Origin of the sequence: Pseudonocardia sp., assembly GCF_029263155.1 — a bacterium.
In the GTDB taxonomy this organism is placed as follows: Bacteria; Actinomycetota; Actinomycetes; order Mycobacteriales; family Pseudonocardiaceae; genus Pseudonocardia.
This window is the reverse complement of sequence record NZ_JAJCYB010000043.1, coordinates 17,072-35,768: the sequence shown is the minus strand read 5'-3', so window position 1 is coordinate 35,768 and position 18,697 is coordinate 17,072. Positions and strand designations below refer to the sequence as shown.

Genomic DNA, 18,697 nt, shown 5'->3' with positions numbered 1-18,697 from the left:
GCCGGGAGTCCGCGTCCTACCGGGCCGCGGACTCCCGGCGGAACAACAGCGTGGGCCCGGCAACCCGGCCGCCGGTCTCACGCACTGGAGCCGCGCAGGCAGCCATCGCCGTCGGCGGGGGACGGGCCGGCGCCACGGACGGCGCCCGTGGGCGGGAGTCAGGTCTCGGTCCGTTTGCGGCGTCCGCCGCGGCGCATGTTGCCGGTGGTGGTGCGGCGGCCGGGGTCGATCAGGCGCTTCCACTTGCCCTGCGCGGCCTGCCGGCTGTTGAGCTGGGCCTGCACGGCGTCGGCCACCTGGGCCCAGGTCAGGCCGTCGGCGCGGAGCTTGCGGATCAGGTCGCGCTCGTAGTAGTCGGCGAGGCGGCGCATCTCGCCGACCAGCGCGTACCAGGCGGCGGCGCCGTCGTGGGTGAGCAGGCCGTCCGTGGCCCGTTCCTTGAGCCCGTCGAGCTGCTGGGTGATCGATTCGCGCTGCCTGGCGATCGACGGGTCGGCCCGTTCGAGCCACCGCTGGGCCTCCTCGTACTTCATGTGTCAATCATAGATTGACGCCATCCGGTGGTCAACCTTTCGACGACCGGGGAGCGGAGGCGGGCCGCCGATGCCGGGAGGACGGCCCCGCGTCATCCGTGATCGGCGTCCGGGAACGGTGGGACGTGTCGGAGCGCGCTCCGCGTTCCGAGCCGCCGATCAGGGGCCCCGCACCGAGGGTGGGCAGACCGGAGGGCCGGCCCGGGCGGACGGGCGAGCGGGCCGGGCGGACGGGCGGACGGGCGGACGGGCCGGGCGGACGGGCCGGGCAGGCCGGGCAGGCCGGGCGAGATCGTCAGCTCGGAACCGGCAGGCGCGTCCCGACGCGCTACCGCTTCCCAGCCGCCGATCATGACGCCGCTGCCCGCCGCCCGCTGCCCGCCCCACCGAGGACCCGGCCCGGTGCGGCAGCCCGCCGCCCGGCTCCGGCCGCCCGGCTCCGGCCGCCGAGGCCCAGCCATCCGCCTCCAGCCATCCGGCACCCGACCGCGGTCACCGGCCCGCGGACCCGAACCCACGGTTACCGGCCGCGAGCCCGGACCCACGGCGACCCGACGGCGGACCCGTCGGGTCGGCAGGCGCTACGCCCCGCCCATCGGCTCCACGGCCGTGATCCAGATGACGGGGGAGCCCTCCTCGTCGGACGCGGCGAGGTCGACCTCCGCGGCGATGGCCCAGTCGCGGTCGCCCTCGGGATCGTCGAGGACCTGGCGTACCAGCCAGCGCTCCGGCTCCTCGGCGATCGTGATGAGCTGGGGTCCACGGGCGTCGGCGCCGGTGCCGATGGCCGTGAACGTGTCGCCGTGCTCGTCGAAGTAGGGCGCCAGCGCCGCGCGCCAGGCCTCGGCGGTCCAGCCCGCAGCCGAGTCGAGCTCGTGGAGCAGATCCCAGCGGCGGTGGGCCGCCAGTTCCACCCGGCGGAACATGGCGTTGCGCACGAGCACCCGGAACGCCCGGACGTTGCGGGTGACCCCGGCCGGCCCGGTGTCGAGCGACGGGGGAGCGACCTCCTCGGAGCCCGTCCCGGCGCCCGCCGCCAGCGCCTCCCACTCGTCGAGCAGCGACGAGTCGACCTGGCGCACCAGCTCGCCCAGCCACTCGACGACGTCGGTGAGCTCCTCGGTCTTGGCGTCGTCGGGCACGGTCTGGCGCAGCGCGCGGTAGGTGTCGGCGAGGTAGCGCAGCACGAGCCCCTCGGAACGGGCGAGCTGGTAGTGCGAGACGTACTCGACGAACGTCATCGACTTCTCGAACATGTCCCGCGCGACCGACTTGGGCGAGAGGGTGGCGTCCTCCACCCACGGCGCGCCGCGGCGGTAGGTCTCCAGCGCCCCGCCGAGCAGCTCGTCGAGCGGCTTGGGCCAGGTGACCTCCTCGAGCAGCGCCATGCGCTCCTCGTACTCGATCCCGTCGGCCTTCATCAGCGCCACGGCCTCGCCCTTGGCCTTGTTCTGCTGGGCGTAGAGGACCTGGCGGGGGTCGTCGAGGGTCGCCTCGACGACCGACAGCACGTCCATCGGGTAGGACGGCGACCCGCGGTCGAGCAGGTCGATCGCGGCGAGCGCGAACGGGGAGAGCGGCTGGTTGAGGGCGAAGTCGAGCTGCAGGTCCCCGACGACCCGCACGCGCCGACCCTCCGCGTCCGGCTCGGGCAGCTCCTCGACCACCCCGGAGGTCCGCAGCGCGCGGTAGATGGCGATGGCGCGCAGGATGTGGCGGCGCTGCCGCGGCCGGGGCTCGTGGTTGTCCTCCAGCAGGTGCCGCATCGCCGCGAAGGCGTCCCCCGGCCGGGAGATCACGTTGAGCAGCATGGCGTGCGAGACCTGGAAGTGGCTGGTCAGCGGCTCGGGCTGGGCGGTCTGCAGCTTCGCGAAGCTGACGTCGGACCAGCCCACGAAGCCGTCGGGCGCCTTCGTCCGCACCACCCGCTTGAGCTTCTTCGGGTCGTCGCCCGCCTTCGCCACCCGTCGTGCGTTCTCCACCTCGTGGTCGGGTGCCTGCGCCACCACCGTGCCGACGGTGTCGTAGCCCGCCCGCCCGGCCCGACCGGCGATCTGGTGGAACTCGCGCGCCTTGAGCGGGCGGGTACGGGTGCCGTCGTACTTGGCCAGCGCCGTGAACAGCACCGTGCGGATCGGCACGTTGATGCCGACGCCGAGGGTGTCGGTCCCGCAGATGACACGCAGCAGCCCGGCCTGCGCGAGCGTCTCCACCAGCCTCCGGTAGCGGGGGAGCATGCCGGCGTGGTGCACGCCGATGCCGTGGCGCACCAGCCGGCTCAGGGTCCTGCCGAACCCGGAGGTGAACCGGAAGCTCCCGATCAGCGCGGCGATCGCCGCCTTGTCCTCCTTGGACGTGACGTTCACGCTCATCAGCGCCTGCGCCCGCTCGACGGCCGACTGCTGGGTGAAGTGCACGACGTACACCGGCGCCTGGTTCGTCCCGATCAGCTCGGTGATCGACTCGTGCACCGGCGTGTGGACGTAGGTGTAGACCAGCGGCACCGGCCGCTCCACCGACGTGATCACCGCCGTACCGCGGTGAGTACGGCGCTCGAGGTCCTCGGCGAAGAAGGAGACGTCCCCGAGGGTGGCGCTCATCAGCAGGAACTGGGCCTGCGGCAGCTCGATCAGCGGCACCTGCCAGGCCCAGCCGCGGTCGGGGTCGGCGTAGAAGTGGAACTCGTCCATCACGACCGAACCCACGTCGGCGTCGCGCCCCGACCGCAGCGCGATGTTGGCCAGGATCTCCGCGGTGCAGCAGATGATCGGCGCCTTCTCGTTCACGGCGGCGTCGCCGGTGAGCATCCCGACCTTGTCCGGGCCGAACACGTCGATCAGGGCGAAGAACTTCTCGCTGACCAGCGCCTTGATCGGCGCGGTGTAGAACGTGCGCTGCCCGCGGGCCAGCGCCGCCATGTGCGCGCCGATCGCGACCAGCGACTTCCCGGAGCCCGTCGGCGTCGACAGGATGACGTTGCTGCCGGTCACCAGCTCCAGCAGCGCTTCCTCCTGCGCCGGGTACAGCGACAGTCCCTGCTCCTCGAACGCCCAGTCGACGAACGCCTCCACCAGGTCGTCGGGGGAGTCGGCGGTCGGGGGCATGCGGTCGGTGAGCGTCATGATGGGGTCGATCGTCTCACCCGGTGCCGCCGGACCCGGTCCCCGGAGGCAACCAACGGCACTCCCGTGGACGGACGTGCCGTTGGTTGCGCGGGCGGCCGAGGATCCTGCCGGGCCTGGGCCGATACGGTGGGCCGGTGACGGGGGCCACCGACGACGCGATGCCGCGCCTCGTGCCCCCGATGCTGCCCTCGACCGGTTCCGGGGAGCCGCCGACCGGGCCGGACTGGCGCGTCGAGGTCGCCTGGACCGGGCACCGCTGCATCGCCTACGTCTCGCCGGGACGGGTGCGGCTGCTCAGCGGCGCGGGCAACTCGATGACCCACGCCTACCCCGAGCTGACGGCGCCGCTGCTGGCCCGCTGCCCGCCCGGCGGCATGGTGCTCGACGGCACGATCGTCGCCCGCGGCGAGGAGCACGCCCGCCGGCCGCGCCTGCTCAAGCGCCGACACTCCCGCTACAAGCCCACCGACTCCGACATCGCCGCGGTGCCCGTCGACCTGCAGGTCGCGGACCTGCTGTTCTTCGACGGGCACTCCTGCGTCGACCTGCCCTACCGCGACCGTCGTGGCCTGCTGGAGGGACTGGGCCTGAACGGTGCCCCGGTGTGGACCACGGCGCTGTTCCCGGCCACCGAGCTCGACGCGATCATGCGGATCGCGGCGAGCGAGGGCGTCGAGGCCTTCCACGCCCGCCACCTGGGGGCCCGGTACCGACCCGGTGGGCGATCGAAGTTCTGGGTGCGGGTGCCCGTGCAGCGCACGCGGCTCGTCGTGGTCGGCGGGTGGACGCCCACCGACCCGCACCGGCCCGACACGATCGCCACGCTCCTGCTGGGCGTGCCCGATCCGGACGGCCTGCGCTACGTCGGGCGGGTCGGGCTCGGGGCGGAGCAGCGCAGGCTGCTCGACGGCGACCTGCGCGGCGGGGCCGTCGAGGCCTCCCCGTTCACCACCGAGCTGCCCGCCGACGCCGCGAAGCACGCGGTCTGGGTCACCCCGGACCTGGTCGGGCGGGTGGAGTTCACCGGATGGGTCGGCGGCACGCGGCTGCGGCTGCCCCGCTGGCGGGGACTGGCCGACTTCTCCGAGATCGACGACAGCCAGTACGCCGAACCGCCCGCGCCGGCCCCGCGCCCGGCCCCGCCCGAGCCGGCCGCCCCGGAGCTCGCCCCCGCCGAGCCGGCGCCGGAGGACCCGCCCGCGGCCGAGCCCGTCGAGGCCCGCCGGCTGGAGCAGCACTTCGTCTACAACTCGCTCAACACGATCGCCGCTCTCATCCGCACCGACCCGGCCCGCGCCCGCGACCTGGTGTACGGCTTCGCCGACCTGTCCCGCGTGGCCGACGGGCCTGCCGAGAGCACCGTCGGCCGCGAGCTCGCGGCCGTCCGGGCCTACCTGCAGCTGGAGCAGGCGCGGTTCGGGGCGCGGCTGCAGGTGGCCGTGAACGTCGACACCGGGGTGGAGCCGGTGCCGGTCGCCGCCATGCGGGTGCTGGACATCGTCCGCGAGGCCGTGCAGCGGGGCATCGAGCCGCTGCGTGAGGGCGGCCTGGTCGCGGTCACCGCCCGGCCGGTCGGCGAGGGATGCGAGGTCACGGTCACCGCGGCCGCGGGGGAGACGGTCCGGCTGCTGCTGCCCGCCGCGTCCTGACCGCGGCCCGGCCACCCGCCGTCCGGGCCCGCCGCTGATCAAGGGCGGACGGTCGTGCCCGGTGATCCACCGGGCGCCATCCGCCCTTGATCACGCGCCGGGCCGGGTCGCCGGGGTCACGGGCTGGTGAACTCCCGGGCTCCGGGCACGCTGTGCGACCGGCGGCTGGGTACCGTGCGCGGCATGCTGGGTCTCCCCGACGGAACGCGCGCGTGCCTGTTCGATCTCGACGGCGTGCTCACCGACACCGCGAGCGTGCACGCCTCGGCGTGGAAGCAGATGTTCGACGACTACCTGCGCGCCCGCGCGGAACGCGACGGCACCGAGTTCGTACCGTTCGACACCTCCGCCGACTACGGGCCGTACGTGGACGGCAAGCCGCGGCTGGACGGCACCCGCAGCTTCCTCGCCTCGCGCGGGATCGAGCTGCCCGAAGGCGGCCCCGACGACCCTCCGGACGCCGAGACGATCACCGCACTGTCGACGAGGAAGAACGACCTGGTGCAGGAGAAGATCGTGACCGTCGGCGTGGAGGTGTACCCGGGTTCGGTGCGCTACCTGCAGGCCGTGCGCGAGGCCGGGCTGGCCACGGCGGTTGTGTCGTCGAGCGCCAACGCGGCCCAGGTGCTCGACGTCGCCGACCTCGCCCAGTACATCGACACCAGGGTCGACGGGGCCAGCGCCAAGGAGCGCGGCCTGCCCGGCAAGCCGGCCCCGGACACGTTCCTGGCCGCGGCCGCGGACCTCGGCGTCGCCACGGAGCACGCGGTGGTGTTCGAGGACGCACTGGCCGGTGTCGCGTCGGGCAAGGCGGGCGGCTTCGTCGTGGTCGGTGTCGACCGCCTCGACCAGGCCGACGAGCTGCGCGCCCACGGCGCGGACGTCGTCGTGAAGGACCTGGAGGAGCTGCTGTGAGCCCCGATCCCGGTCGTGCGTTCACCGTCGAGCCGTGGGTCGTGCGCGAGCCCAACCTCGACCTGGAGCTGCTGGGCCAGGTGGAGTCGGTGTTCGCCCTGTCCAACGGCCACATCGGCCTGCGCGGCAATCTCGACGAGGGGGAGCCGCACCAGACCCCGGGCACCTACCTCAACTCGTTCTACGAGCGGCGCCCGCTGCCCTACGCCGAGGGCGGCTACGGCTACCCCGAGTCCGGGCAGACGATCGTCAACGTCACCAACGGCAAGCTGATCCGGCTGCTGGTGGAGGACGAGCCGTTCGACCTGCGCTACGGCCGGCTGCGCCATCACGAGCGGGTGCTGGACCTGCAGGCCGGCACGCTGACCCGCGACGTCGAGTGGGAGTCCCCGGCGGGCCGGGTGGTGAAGCTGCACACCGAGCGGCTGGTGTCGCTGACCCAGCGGGCCGTGGCCGCGATCCGCTACGAGGTGGAGGTGCTCGACTCGCCCGCGCTGCTCGTCGTGCAGTCCGAGCTGGTGGCCAACGAGGCCCTGCCCGCCCGCGACGACGACGACCCCCGGGTCGAGGCCGCGATGACCGACCCCCTGGTGTCCGAGCAGCACCGCTCCGACGACACCGGTGCCACCCTGGTGCACCAGACCCGCGCCTCCGGCCTGCGGGTGGCCGCGGCGATGGACCACGAGGTCACCGGGCCGGACGGCCTCAAGATCAGCTCCGAGGCCACCGAGGACATCGGCCGCACCACCGTGATCGCGCGGCTGCGGCCGGGCCAGACGCTGTCGATCGTGAAGTACATCGCCTACGGGTGGTCGTCGCGGCGGTCGCTGTCGGCGGTGCACGACCAGGTCCGGGCGGCGCTGGCCGCCGCGCGCTACACCGGCTGGCAGGGACTCGTCGACGAGCAGCGCCACTACCTCGACGACTTCTGGGCCACCGCCGACATCGAGATCGACGGCGACGCGGAGCTGCAGCAGGCGGTCCGGGTCGCGATCTTCCACGTGCTGCAGGCCGGCGCCCGCGCCGAGCGCCGGGCCATCGGGGCGAAGGGACTGACCGGCCCCGGCTACGACGGTCACACGTTCTGGGACACCGAGACGTTCTGCCTGCAGCTGCTCTCCCACGTCGCCCCGGAGGCCGCGGCCGACGCGCTGCGCTGGCGGCAGTCGATCATCCCGCTGGCCAAGGAGCGCGCCGAGCAGCTGGGGCTCAAGGGTGCGGCGTTCCCGTGGCGCACGATCCGCGGGCACGAGTGCTCGGGCTACTGGCCCGCGGGCACCGCCGCGTTCCACATCAACGCCGACATCGCCGACGCCGTGCGCCGCCACGTCGCGGCCACCGGCGACGTCGACTTCGAGAAGGAGGTCGGGCTGGAGATCCTCGTGGAAACCGCCCGGCTGTGGCGGTCGCTGGGCCACCACGACTCCGCCGGGCAGTTCCGCATCGACGGCGTCACCGGGCCCGACGAGTACACCGCCGTGGTCGACAACAACGTCTACACCAACCTCATGGCGCAGCTGAACCTGCGCGTGGCCGCCGAGACCGCGGCACGGCACACCCGCGCGGCCGCGAAGTTCGGCGTCGACGCGGAGGAGATGGCGAGCTGGCGCGACGCCGCCGGTTCCATGCGCATCCCGTACGACGAGGCGCTGGGGGTGCACCCGCAGTCGGAGGGATTCACCGACCACCAGGTGTGGGACTTCGAGGCCACCAAGCCGGACATGTACCCGCTGCTGCTCAACGTGCCCTACTTTGACCTGTACCGCAAACAGGTGTCCAAGCAGGCCGACCTGGTGCTGGCCATGCAGCTGCGCCCGGACGCGTTCACCCCGGAGCAGACCGCCCGCAACTTCGCCTACTACGAGGCGCTGACGGTGCGGGACTCGTCGTTGTCGGCGTGCACGCAGGCGGTGATGGCGGCCCGTACCGGGCACCTGGACCTCGCCTACGACTACCTGGCCGAGTCGGCGCTCGTCGACCTGGGCGACCTCGCGGGCAACTCCGACCACGGCGTGCACATCGCGTCGATGGCCGGCACCTGGATCGCGGTCGTGGCCGGGTTCGGGGGGATGCTGTGCGAGGGCGGCGGGCTGCGGTTCTCCCCGCGGCTGCCCCCGGCACTGTCCCGGATCTCGTTCGGGCTGCGCTGGCAGGGCCGCCAGCTGCGCGTGCAGATCCGGCCCGAGGAGGCCGAGTACCAGCTGGTCAGCGGGCCGCCGATGCGGCTGCAGCACCACGGAGAACCCCTCGCGCTGGCCGACGACCCGGTGACGCGCCCGATCCCGGAGATCGAGCGGGTGGAGCCGGTGGAGCAGCCCTTCGGCCGCGCGCCCCGGGCGCGCCACCCCGGCGGGTGACGGGGTTCGGGCCGGGGCGATCGGGGTATGCGCACACATGGACGACGCACGCGCACGTGACCTGCTGACCACCGAGCTCGCCGAACTCGACGAGCGCGCCCGGTTCGCCGAGCGGACGCTCGCCGACTCCTCCGGGGACACCGAGGAGGGTGCGCTGGGCCAGCACCCGGGCGACCACGGCAGCGAGGTGGCCGGGACGATGGACTCCGAACTCCTCGTCGACACCGTGTCCGAGCAGCGTCGGCTCGTGCAGGAGGCGCTGGGCCGCCTCGACGAGGGCACCTACGGCCGCTGCGCGGTCTGCGGCAACCGGATCGACGACGAACGGCTGGAGGCGCGGCCGGAGGTGCCGACCTGCCGGGCGCACGCGGACACCCCGGTCGTCGCGTAGCGCGTCGCCGGGCATGGCCCGGCCGCGGCCGGGTACGCCAACCCGGCGCCAGGTTCCCCGTGGACCTCGAGGTGGCGAAGGCCACGGCGGGGGACTACGACGCGCTCATCATGCCCGGCGGCACCGTCAACGCCGACCGGCTGCGCATGGACCCCGACGCCCGCACCTTCGTGCAGGAGATCGTCCGGGCCGGGAAGCCGGTCGGCGTCATCTGCCACGGTCCGTGGACGCTCATCGACGCGGGCGTCGTGCAGGGCCGCACCCTCACCTCGTTCCCGAGCCTGTGGACCGACCTGCGCAACGCGGGCGCCACGGTCGTCGACGACGAGGTGGTGGCCGACCGCGGCCTGGTGTCGAGCCGCGACCCCGGCGATCTCGACGCGTTCTGCGCGCGGATCGTCGAGGAGTTCGCCGGGGAGGCGCCCGGCGCGACGGCCTGACGGCCATCACCCCACCGTCCAGGGACGACCGACCCTCCGTGGGCGGTGGGGCCGCCCTCGATCCCTGGCCCGGTCAGGGCGGCGCCATCCTGGCGCGCAGGTGGGCGAGGGTGCGCGCCAGCAGCCGTGACACGTGCATCTGCGACACGCCGACGCGGTCGGCGATCTGGGTCTGGGTCATGTTCCCGAAGAACCGCAGCACCAGGATCGCCCGCTCCCGCTCGGGCAGCTCCGCCAGCAGCGGCGCCAGCACCTCGCGGTACTCCACCTTCTCCAGCTCGGCGTCGGCCGAACCGAGGGTGTCGGTCAGGGGCACGTCCGCACCCGCCACCAGCTCGTCGAGCGAGGCGTTGCGGTAGGCGTGCTGGGCGTCGAGCCCCTCCAGCACCTCCTCGACCGGCATGTCCAGGCGCCGGGCGATCTCGCTGGGCCGGGGCGCCCGACCGAGCTCCTGCGACAGCGGTCCGACCGCCCCGGAGATCGTCCCCTGCAGGTCCTTGAGCCTGCGCGGCACCCGCATGCCCCAGGTGCGGTCCCGGAAGTGCCGCCGGATCTCCCCGGTGATGGTGGGTACGGCGAAGGACAGGAAGTCGCTGCCGTGCTCCGGGTCGTAGCGGTCCACGGCACCGAGCAGGCCGAGCGTCCCGGCCTGCTCGAGATCGTCGACGGGCTCGCCGCGGTTGGCGAACCGGCGGGCGATGTGCCGGACCACGGGCAGGTAGCCGGTGACCAGCTTGGAGCGCAGCGCCGCGTGATCGGCATGCTCGGGCGGCAACCGGGCCAGCTCGGCGAACAGCGGTTCGAGGTGGCCGTACTCCGAGTCCTCAGCCACGTCTGTCCGGGTGCACGCGCGTCATGGGTGGGGTTACCCGCGCCGCCACGCGGCAAAACCGTCGCCGCTGGTAGGTTCGAAGGCCGCGTCCTGCGTCCGAACTGCGGTGTGAAGGTGATCTGCCGGTGTCGAACAGCACGTCTCTCGGGCCTCCCGCGGAGGCGGATCAGGACGGGATCGCCCACGAGCGCGCCTACGTCGCGATGCTCTACGGGCGGCTCGACGAGCGCCGCGCGGAGACGGCCCGCCGGTTGCACGAGGTGCTGCACGCGGAGACCGTCGGCACGCCGCAGGCCCTCACCGAGCGTGACGCCGCGTCGGCGATGTACACCGACCGTCTCGCCGCGCTGCGCGCCGCCGAGCACGGCCTCGCGTTCGGCCGCCTGGACGTGGACCCCACCGGCGACGAGCCCGGCGAGCGCCGCTACATCGGCCGCCTGGGCCTGCTCGACGAGGACAACGACTACGAGCCGCTGCTGATGGACTGGCGTGCCCCCGCGGCGCGCCCGTTCTACACGGCCACCGCGGCGTCCCCGGAGGGCATCCGGCGCCGCCGGCACCTGCGGACGCGGCGGCGCGAGGTGCTGGCGCTCGACGACGAGATCCTCGACCTCGACGCCGTCGACGCGGCGGATGGCTCGTCCGGGCTGACCAGCGAGGCGGCGCTGCTCGCCGCCGTCGGGGCGCGGCGGACCGGGCGGATGGGCGACATCGTCGCCACCATCCAGTCCGAGCAGGACGCGATCATCCGCTCGAAGCCCTCCGGGGTCCTGGTCGTCCAGGGCGGGCCCGGTACCGGCAAGACGGCCGTGGCGCTGCACCGCGCCGCCTACCTGCTCTACACCCACCGCGACCGGCTGGCGCGGCGCGGCGTGCTCGTCGTCGGACCCAACCCCACCTTCCTGCGCTACATCGGCCAGGTCCTGCCGTCGCTGGGTGAGACGAGCGTGGTGCTCGGCACAGTCGGGCAGCTGTTCCCGAACCTCGACGCGCGGCGTGCCGAGCCGGCCGAGACCGCCGAGGTCAAGGGCCGGGCCGAGATGGCCGCGGTGGTGGCGTCGGCGGTGCGCGACCGCCAGCAGGTCCCGCGCCGGGCCGTCGAGCTGGTGGTCGACGGGCAGGGGGTGCGCCTGGACCGCGACGTCGCCAACGCCGCCCGTACCCGGGCGCGGCGCTCGCGCAAGCCGCACAACGAGGCCAAGCGGATCTTCCACTCCGAGGCGGTCCGGCTGCTGGCCGAGCAGGTGGCGCGCACGCTGGGCGGCCCGCAGAGCAACTCCCGCAGCCTGCTCGACGCGGGCGACCTCGCCGACATCCGCGAGGAGCTCACCGAGAGCCGCGAGCTGACCCGCGAGCTGGACGCCCTGTGGCCGACCCTCTCGGCCGAGCAGCTGCTCGGCGACCTGTTCGCCGACGCGCGCCGCCTGAACTCGGTGGCGCGCAGACTCCCGGCCGCCGACCGGGAGCGGTTGCTGCGCCCGGCCCCCGGCGACGACGTGCCGCCCGGGCAGCGCTGGAGCCCCGCCGACGTCCCGCTGCTCGACGAGGCCGCCGAGCTGCTCGGCGACGACGGCGCGGAGGCCGCCGCCCGCGAGGCCGCCGCACTGCGCGAGGAGGTGCTCTACGCGCAGGGTGTGCTCGACGTCCTGGACCTGGAGGAGGACCTCGACGACGAGCTGCTGCGCGCCGGTGACGTCGTCGACGCCGACCGGCTCGCCGAGCGCCAGGCCGTGCGCCGCTACGACTCCACCGCCGACCGCGCCGCGGCCGACCGCGAGTGGACCTACGGCCACGTGATCGTCGACGAGGCCCAGGAGCTCTCCCCGATGGCCTGGCGGCTGATCATGCGCCGCTGCCCGACGCGGTCGATGACCCTGGTCGGTGACATCGCCCAGACCGGGGACCTCGCGGGCGCCTCGTCGTGGGGGCAGGTGCTCTCGCCCTACGTGGCCGACCGCTGGCGCCTCGCGCAGCTCACGGTGAACTACCGCACGCCCTCCGAGATCGCCGACGTGGCCGACGACGTGCTCGCCGTGATCGAACCCGGGCTGGCCGCCCCCCGCTCGGTGCGCAGCACGGGGGTGCCGCCGCGGTCGGTGCGCGCGGACGCAGGCGCTCTCGACGACACGGTGGCCAAGGTGCTCGCCGAGGAGGCGGGCGCGGTCGCCGACGGCCGCACCGTGGTGCTCGCCCCGGCCGCCCGCGTCCGCGGCCTGCGGGTGCGCCTGCTCGGGGCCGCGGAGCCGGCACCGGGCCCGGACACCCCCGACGGCCCGGCCGACCCGAGCGTCGACCTGGAGTCCCCGGTGGTGGTCCTCCCGATCTCCTCGGCGAAGGGCCTGGAGTTCGACGCGGTGGTGCTGGTCGAGCCGGCCGAGATGCTGGCCGAGTCCCCGCGTGGCGCCAACGACCTGTACGTGGCGCTCACCCGCGCCACGCAGCGACTCGCCGTCGTGCACGCGCGGGAACTCCCGGCGATGCTGCACCGGCTCACGGCCGGCTGACCCGTATCCCTCCGGGTCGAGGGTGGTGCGTGCGTCCTCCCGGCTGCGCCGCCCGTACCCAGGAGGCGGCGACGTCCACCGGGTGCCCGACGGCGGCGTCGATGGTGTCGAGCACCCCGCGCAGCTAGTCGGTGCTGCGTCCCTCGTGCAGGATCCCGGCGACGAACCGGGTGCCCACGTGCAGCCGCAGGCCGGACAGCGGGGCGTAGAAGGCCGGGTCGAGGGAGGGCGGCTCGTCACCCGCGGCGAGCGGCGCGTGCACGAACTCCAGCGGTCGGCCCGCGGGCCACCGCCGGGCGATCGCGTTGGCCTGGGACACCATCGGCGGGGCGTCGCCGGTGCGCGTGAGGGCCTTGTGCCCGAGGTCGCCCAGGCACAGGTGCAGGCCGAAGCGTGCACCCTCCGGCGCGCGCCGGGCCAGCGCCGCGACGCCGCCCCCGGTGAGCCGGGCGACCGCGGGGCGCAGCGGACCGGGCGCCATCGCGACGAACACGTGCTCGGCGGGCACCTCGAGCTGGAACAGCACGTCGTCGCCTGCCGCGGCGTGGATCCGGGTGATCTCGGCGACCGCGGCGTCGCCGAAGGGGCGCCGGTGGGTCAGCGGCCCGGTGGGTCCGAGGGTGAACATCGCCATGTCGAGGTCACCGGGGATGCCGACCTGGAACGCCAGGTCGGTGCGTCCGGGCTCGGCGCGCAGCGCGTCGAAGACCGGCCGGGCGGCGGCGTGGCCGAAGTCGAGTGAGTCATCCCGCACGCAGCGCCCGCGGCGGACCCTGAAGGTGAGCTGGCTGTCGTAGTCCGACCGGTCGCCGTCCCGCCGGACCTCCAGGTCGGGGTGGTCGCGCAGGCCCTTGATGATTGTGGACGATCCGGTCCTTGCGCTCGCCGGTCTCGCCGTCGGGCAGGTAGGCCAGGTGGGCCGCGGCGCGGTCCAGGATCTCGCGCATCGCCTCCTCCGCCGTCGCCGCGGGGTAGCTCCCGATCACGTGCAACCGTCGATCGACCGTGCGGTGATCGTCGGGGTCGCGTCGACACAGGTCAAGAGGACGAACGGCGCATCGGTCCGGCAGGTGTGGCGGTTCGTGATCAGGCGTCCGCCCCGAGCGTGTCGAGGACACCCTGACCGTACTTCGCGAGCTTGTTCTCCCCGACGCCGCTGATCGTGCCCAGCTCGGCGAGGGTGGCCGGTGACCGGGTGGCGATCTCGCGCAGCGTGGCGTCGTGGAAGATCACGTATGCGGGCACGCCCTGTTCCTTGGCGGTCGCGCCGCGCCAGGCCCGCAGCCGCTCGAACACCGGCGCCAGCTCGGCCGGCATCGCCGGGGCGTCGCCGCGGGTCCCGCGTGCGCGGGTGCGGGCCTGCTTCACCGGGTCCTTGCGCATCGGCACCGGCTGCTCCCCGCGCAGGACGGCGCCGCTGGCCTCGGTCAGGGCGAAGGTCTGGTAGGCGCCCTGCACGGCGAGCAGGCCCTGCGCCAGCAGTTGGCGGACGACCGCACGCCACTCCGGTTCGGTCAGGTCGGCGCCGACCCCGAACACGGTGAGCTCGTCGTGGGCGAACTGCTCGATCTTGGCGGTGCGCTTGCCGGTCACGATGTCGATCAGGTGTCCGGCGCCGAAGGACTGGTTGCGCTCCCGCTTGAGCCGCCACACCGTCGAGAGGATCTTCTGCGCCGCCACGGTGCCGTCCCACGACTCCGGCGGCGTCAGGCAGGTGTCGCAGTTGCCGCACGGCTGCGTGCTCTGGCCGAAGTAGTCGAGCAGCCGCACCCGGCGGCACTGCACCGTCTCGCACAGCGCGAGCATCGCGTCGAGGTGCTGGGCGAGGCGGTGCCGGTGCGCGCGGTCGCCCTCCGACTCGTCGATCATCTTGCGCTGCTGCACCACGTCGGCCAGCCCGTAGGCCAGCCACGCGGTGGACGGCAGCCCGTCGCGGCCCGCGCGCCCGGTCTCCTGGTAGTAGCCCTCCACCGACTTGGGCAGGTCGAGGTGGGCGACGAACCGCACGTCGGGCTTGTCGATGCCCATGCCGAACGCGATCGTGGCGCACATGACGACGCCGTCCTCGCGCAGGAACCGCGACTGGTGGCGCGCGCGTACCGCCGCGTCGAGCCCGGCGTGGTAGGGCAGCGCCGTGATGCCCTGGGCGGCGAGGAACTCCGCGGTCTGTTCCACCGACTTGCGGGACAGGCAGTAGACGATCCCGGCGTCGCCGTCGTGCTCGGTGCGCAGCAGCTCCAGCAGCTGCTTGCGCGGCTCGTTCTTCGGCGCGATCCGGTACTGGATGTTGGGCCGGTCGAAGCTCGCGACGACGTGCTTGGCCCCGACGAGGCTCAGCCGCTGCGCGATCTCGGTGCGGGTGGCCTCGGTGGCGGTGGCCGTCAGGGCGATGCGGGGGACGTCCGGCCAGCGCTCGTGCAGGTCGGACAGGGCAAGGTAGTCGGGGCGGAAGTCGTGGCCCCACTGCGCGACGCAGTGCGCCTCGTCGATCGCGAACAGGGCGATGGTGCCGCGACCCAACAGCACCAGCGTGGACGGGACCCGCAGCCGCTCGGGCGCGAGGTAGAGCAGGTCGAGCTCGCCGTCGAGGTAGGCGCGCTCGGTGTCGCGGCGCTCGTCGGGGTTCTGCGTGGAGTTGAGGAACCCGGCGCGGACGCCGAGCGCACGCAGGGCGTCGACCTGGTCCTGCATCAGCGCGATGAGCGGCGACACGACCACGCCGGTGCCCGGCCGGACCAGCGCCGGGACCTGGTAGCACAGCGACTTGCCCCCGCCGGTGGGCATGAGGACCAGCGCGTCGCCGCCCGCGCAGACGTGCTCCACGACCTCCTGCTGCGGCCCGCGGAACGCGGCGTAGCCGAACACGCGGTTGAGGATCTCCAGCGGGGCCGGCGCGGTGTCGGGGAGCACGCGGCCGATGGTAGGCCGCCGGCCCCTGCGGCCGTGGCCGGATCGGAGAACCCGGCCGCGCACCGGGAGGCCGACACCTGGGTGTGAGCTGCGCACCGTCCGTCCACCCGCGCACGTCCGGACATGCGCAGATGGCCGGCGGGTGCGCGGGCAGCCGCGAGCGAGGTGCTCGGGTCAGGTGAACTCCTCGGTACGGACCGGGCGGTGTTCCTGCAGCGAGATCGTGGCCGCCTCCGCCGCGGCGGCGACGGCCAGCGCGTCGTCGACGGTGCAGGGCGACTCGCGGGTCCCGGCCACCACCTCCGTGAACGCGGCCAGCTCTGCCCGGAACGCCGCCGCGAGCCGGTCCATGAAGAACGTGTGCGCCGGCCCGTCGACGGTGAGCGCGCCCGGCCCCAGCGGCGCCATCGGCAGCCCGTCGTCCAGACCTGCGACGACGCTGTCGGCCGCGCCGTGCACCTCCAGGCGCACGTCGTAGCCGCGGGCGTTGTAGCGGCTGTTCGAGACCAGCGCGAGGGAGCCGTCGGCCATCGTGAGGACGAGCGCGGCGGCGTCGACGTCGCCCAGCTCGCCGAACATCGGGTCGCCACGGTCGGAGCCGGTGGCGTAGACCTCGGTGATCTCCTGCCCGGTGACCCACCGGACGGCGTCGAGGTCGTGCACGGTGCAGTCGCGGAACAACCCGCCGGACCCGGCCAGGTAGGCGCGCGGCGGCGGCGCCGGGTCGAGCGTGGTGGAGCGGACGGTGTGCACCCGCCCCAGCTGCCCGGCCGCGACCGCGTCGCGCACGGCGAGGAACGCGGCGTCGAAGCGGCGGGGGTAGCCGATCTGCACCCGGGCGCCCCGCACCGAGTCGGCCGTGGCCCGGGCGTCGGCCAGCCCGGCGGCCAGCGGCTTCTCGCAGAACACCGGCAGCCCGGCGGCGACGGCGGCGCGCAGCAGCACCGGATGGGCGTCGGTGGCGGCGGCGATCAGCACCCCGTCGACACCCGCGGCGAGCAGCTTCTCCGGGGAGTCCGCGGGCTCCGCGCCGACCTCGGCGGCCACCGCCGCGGTGACGGCCGGCACCGCGTCGGTGACGACGAGCGAGTCCACCGCGTCCAGCGCGGCCAGCGTGCGGGCGTGGAAGGCGCCGATGCGCCCCAGCCCGATCAGTCCGAGTCTCATCAGTCCAACCCTCCGAGGACGTTCTGGTCCCAGTCGATGACCGAACCGGTGACGACGCCGCTGCGCGGTGACAGCAGGAACACCACGACGTCGGCGACCTCGTCGGCCTGGCCGAGCTTGCCCATCGGCAGCCGCGCGGCCGCGTCGGAGCGCCAGGTGTCGCCGGCGTCGTGGAACGCGCGCTGGGTGGCGTCCTCCCCCTCGGTGTCGGTCCAGCCGATGTCGAGGCCGTTGATGCGCACCCGGTCGTAGCGGTGGGCGTGGGCGGCGTTGCGGGTCAGCCCGGCCAGGCCCGCCTTGGCGGCGACGTAGGGCGCGAGGTAGGGCTGCCCGCCCAGCTCGGAGCTGGAGATGACGTTGACGACCGAGCCGGGTGCGCCCCGGCCGACCATGTCGGCGACGGCGGCCTGCATCGTGAAGAACGGCCCGCGCAGGTTGACCGCGACGTGCCGGTCGAACAGCTCGGGTGTGGTGTCGAGCAGCGTGCCGCGGTCGGTCAGGCCCGCGGCGTTGACCAGCGCGTCGATCCGGCCGTGCGCGTCGACCACCGCGGCCACCGACGCGAGCGCCTGCTCCGGGTCGGCGACGTCGGCCGCGACGAACTGCGCGCCGATGTCGGCGGCCACCTTCTCCCCGACGTCGGCGCGGCGGCCGCTGACCGTGACCTGCGCGCCCTCCCGCACGGCGGCGCGCGCGACCGCGGCCCCCACGCCCTGCGTGCCGCCGCTGACCAGCAGCACCGTCCCGTCCAGCAGTCCCATCAGTGGCTCTCCCGGCGTCGTGAGTGATCGGTGAGGGCGGCGTCGAAGGCCGCGGCGGTCCAGCGCTGCGCGACCGCGCGGCGCAGCAGGTCGGCCTGCGTGGGTGGGGCGAGCCCGTCGACCGGCGGGTCGCGGTCGAGGTTCGTCGGGAACGCGTAGCCCTCCGCCGCGGCGGCGATCGCGTGCTCGTGGCCGTCGCGCAGGTGCGGGTACACCGCGCGGCAGATCCGGGCCCGGTCGACCGACTCCATCGCCCGCCCGAACGCGGAGCCGACCTGCAGCAGGTTGGCCGTGCGCCGGACGTCGGCGCTGCGGTTGTCGCCCGCCCCGTGGATCACCGCGGGGTTGAAGAACGCGGCGTCCCCGACGTCCAGCGGCAGTTGCACGTGGCGTCGCGCGAAGTACTCGGTGAACTCCGGCAGCGCCGTGGCCAGGTAGCCGTCGCCGTACTTCTGCGAGTGCGGCAGGTACCGCGTGGGGCCGGACTCCACGGGCATGTCGGCGTGCGCCACGGCGCCCTGCAGCGTGAGCACGGGGGAGAGGCGGTGCACGGGCGCGGGGTAGCGGGCGATCTCGGTGGGCGGCAGGAAGCCCAGGTGGTAGTCGCGGTGCCCGACCTGCGCCGTACCGCCCGGGTGCACGACGTTGACCTGGGAGGTGACCTGGTAGCCCGGGCCGAGCCAGGCCAGCGAGACGAGCGCGAGGACGTCGCAGGCGTAGTAGTCGACGAACACCTCCGGTGCCCGCACGGCCAGCTTCTCCAGCGCGTTCCAGACCCGGTCGTTCGTGCCCGGGGCCGCGAAGTGGTCGCCGACCCGGCGCCCGGCCGCGTGCTGCTCGGCGATCATCGCGTCGAACTCGGCCGTGGCGCGGTCGACGACGGCCCGCTCCAGCGCCCCCCGCACGACGATCACCCCGGGACCCTCGGCGAACGCCCGCGCCAGTTCCGACGGGGGCGCGGCGCGGAGGCCGGCGGCGTCGTAGACCAGCACCTCCTGCTCGACGTGCGCCGCGTGCGGGTAGTCGCGCGGGTCGGTGCGGTCGCCGAGGACGGCGATCAGTTCGTCCAGGACGGGCGCGTCCACGATCATCTCCCTGCTGTGATGAGCCTTA

General features: G+C 74.2%; 13 protein-coding genes and 1 pseudogene. 6 read left to right on the top strand and 8 right to left on the bottom strand.

Annotated features, from left to right (window positions below):
- Positions 1 to 158: 158 nt before the first annotated feature.
- Positions 159 to 533, bottom strand: a complete 375-nt coding sequence (locus Q1K26_RS07530; RefSeq protein ID WP_300008826.1) for a hypothetical protein — start codon at positions 531 to 533, stop codon at positions 159 to 161.
- Between the two features lie 581 nt (positions 534 to 1,114).
- A complete protein-coding gene (locus Q1K26_RS07525; RefSeq protein WP_300008824.1) occupies positions 1,115 to 3,655 on the bottom strand; it encodes a DEAD/DEAH box helicase in 2,541 nt (846 codons plus the stop codon).
- 137 nt (positions 3,656 to 3,792) lie between these two features.
- Between Q1K26_RS07525 and Q1K26_RS07520 the strand changes: the two genes are divergently transcribed.
- The 5 genes and pseudogenes from Q1K26_RS07520 to Q1K26_RS07500 all read left to right on the top strand — a co-directional run.
- Positions 3,793 to 5,307 carry a histidine kinase gene (locus tag Q1K26_RS07520; protein ID WP_300008822.1) on the top strand — a complete coding sequence of 505 codons (1,515 nt, stop codon included), beginning with the start codon at positions 3,793 to 3,795 and terminating at the stop codon, positions 5,305 to 5,307.
- A gap of 183 nt (positions 5,308 to 5,490) precedes the next feature.
- Positions 5,491 to 6,222: a beta-phosphoglucomutase family hydrolase gene (locus Q1K26_RS07515; RefSeq protein WP_300008820.1), complete on the top strand. Its 732-nt coding sequence runs from the start codon at positions 5,491 to 5,493 to the stop codon at positions 6,220 to 6,222.
- Positions 6,219 to 8,579 (top strand): glycoside hydrolase family 65 protein, encoded by a 2,361-nt coding sequence (locus Q1K26_RS07510; RefSeq protein ID WP_300008818.1) that lies wholly within the window; start codon positions 6,219 to 6,221, stop codon positions 8,577 to 8,579. The genes Q1K26_RS07515 and Q1K26_RS07510 overlap by 4 nt, the downstream gene beginning before the upstream one ends.
- 37 nt (positions 8,580 to 8,616) lie before the next feature.
- Positions 8,617 to 8,970, top strand: a complete 354-nt coding sequence (locus tag Q1K26_RS07505; RefSeq protein ID WP_300008816.1) for a TraR/DksA C4-type zinc finger protein — start codon at positions 8,617 to 8,619, stop codon at positions 8,968 to 8,970.
- Positions 8,971 to 9,014: 44 nt separating this feature from the next.
- Positions 9,015 to 9,410 (top strand): annotated as a pseudogene (locus Q1K26_RS07500) (DJ-1/PfpI family protein); the annotation flags it as partial.
- Positions 9,411 to 9,483: 73 nt separating this feature from the next.
- Here the strand turns inward: Q1K26_RS07500 and Q1K26_RS07495 are convergent.
- The gene (locus Q1K26_RS07495) at positions 9,484 to 10,242 is read right to left on the bottom strand and encodes an RNA polymerase sigma factor SigF (protein ID WP_300008814.1); all 759 of its coding nucleotides are present in this window, start codon (positions 10,240 to 10,242) and stop codon (positions 9,484 to 9,486) included.
- Positions 10,243 to 10,445: 203 nt separating this feature from the next.
- Here Q1K26_RS07495 and Q1K26_RS07490 point away from each other — a divergent pair, with 203 nt between their 5' ends.
- Positions 10,446 to 12,746, top strand: a complete 2,301-nt coding sequence (locus tag Q1K26_RS07490) for an ATP-binding domain-containing protein (protein WP_300008879.1) — start codon at positions 10,446 to 10,448, stop codon at positions 12,744 to 12,746.
- A gap of 124 nt (positions 12,747 to 12,870) precedes the next feature.
- On the opposite strand, the gene Q1K26_RS07485 is transcribed toward Q1K26_RS07490, so the two are convergent.
- The 5 genes from Q1K26_RS07485 to Q1K26_RS07465 form a co-directional block, all read right to left on the bottom strand.
- Positions 12,871 to 13,500, bottom strand: coding sequence for a hypothetical protein (locus tag Q1K26_RS07485; RefSeq protein ID WP_300008813.1), 630 nt, complete (start codon positions 13,498 to 13,500; stop codon positions 12,871 to 12,873).
- A gap of 332 nt (positions 13,501 to 13,832) precedes the next feature.
- Complete coding sequence (gene recQ / locus Q1K26_RS07480) at positions 13,833 to 15,656, bottom strand: DNA helicase RecQ (RefSeq protein WP_300008811.1); 1,824 nt, start codon at positions 15,654 to 15,656, stop codon at positions 13,833 to 13,835.
- Between the two features lie 174 nt (positions 15,657 to 15,830).
- On the bottom strand, positions 15,831 to 16,823 hold the full coding sequence (locus tag Q1K26_RS07475) for a Gfo/Idh/MocA family oxidoreductase (RefSeq protein WP_300008810.1): 993 nt from the start codon (positions 16,821 to 16,823) through the stop codon (positions 15,831 to 15,833).
- Positions 16,823 to 17,584, bottom strand: a complete 762-nt coding sequence (locus tag Q1K26_RS07470) for an SDR family oxidoreductase (protein WP_300008809.1) — start codon at positions 17,582 to 17,584, stop codon at positions 16,823 to 16,825. The genes Q1K26_RS07475 and Q1K26_RS07470 overlap by 1 nt, the downstream gene beginning before the upstream one ends.
- The gene (locus tag Q1K26_RS07465) at positions 17,584 to 18,669 is read right to left on the bottom strand and encodes a phytanoyl-CoA dioxygenase family protein (RefSeq protein ID WP_300008808.1); all 1,086 of its coding nucleotides are present in this window, start codon (positions 18,667 to 18,669) and stop codon (positions 17,584 to 17,586) included. The genes Q1K26_RS07470 and Q1K26_RS07465 overlap by 1 nt, the downstream gene beginning before the upstream one ends.
- Between the last annotated feature and the right edge of the window lie 28 nt (positions 18,670 to 18,697).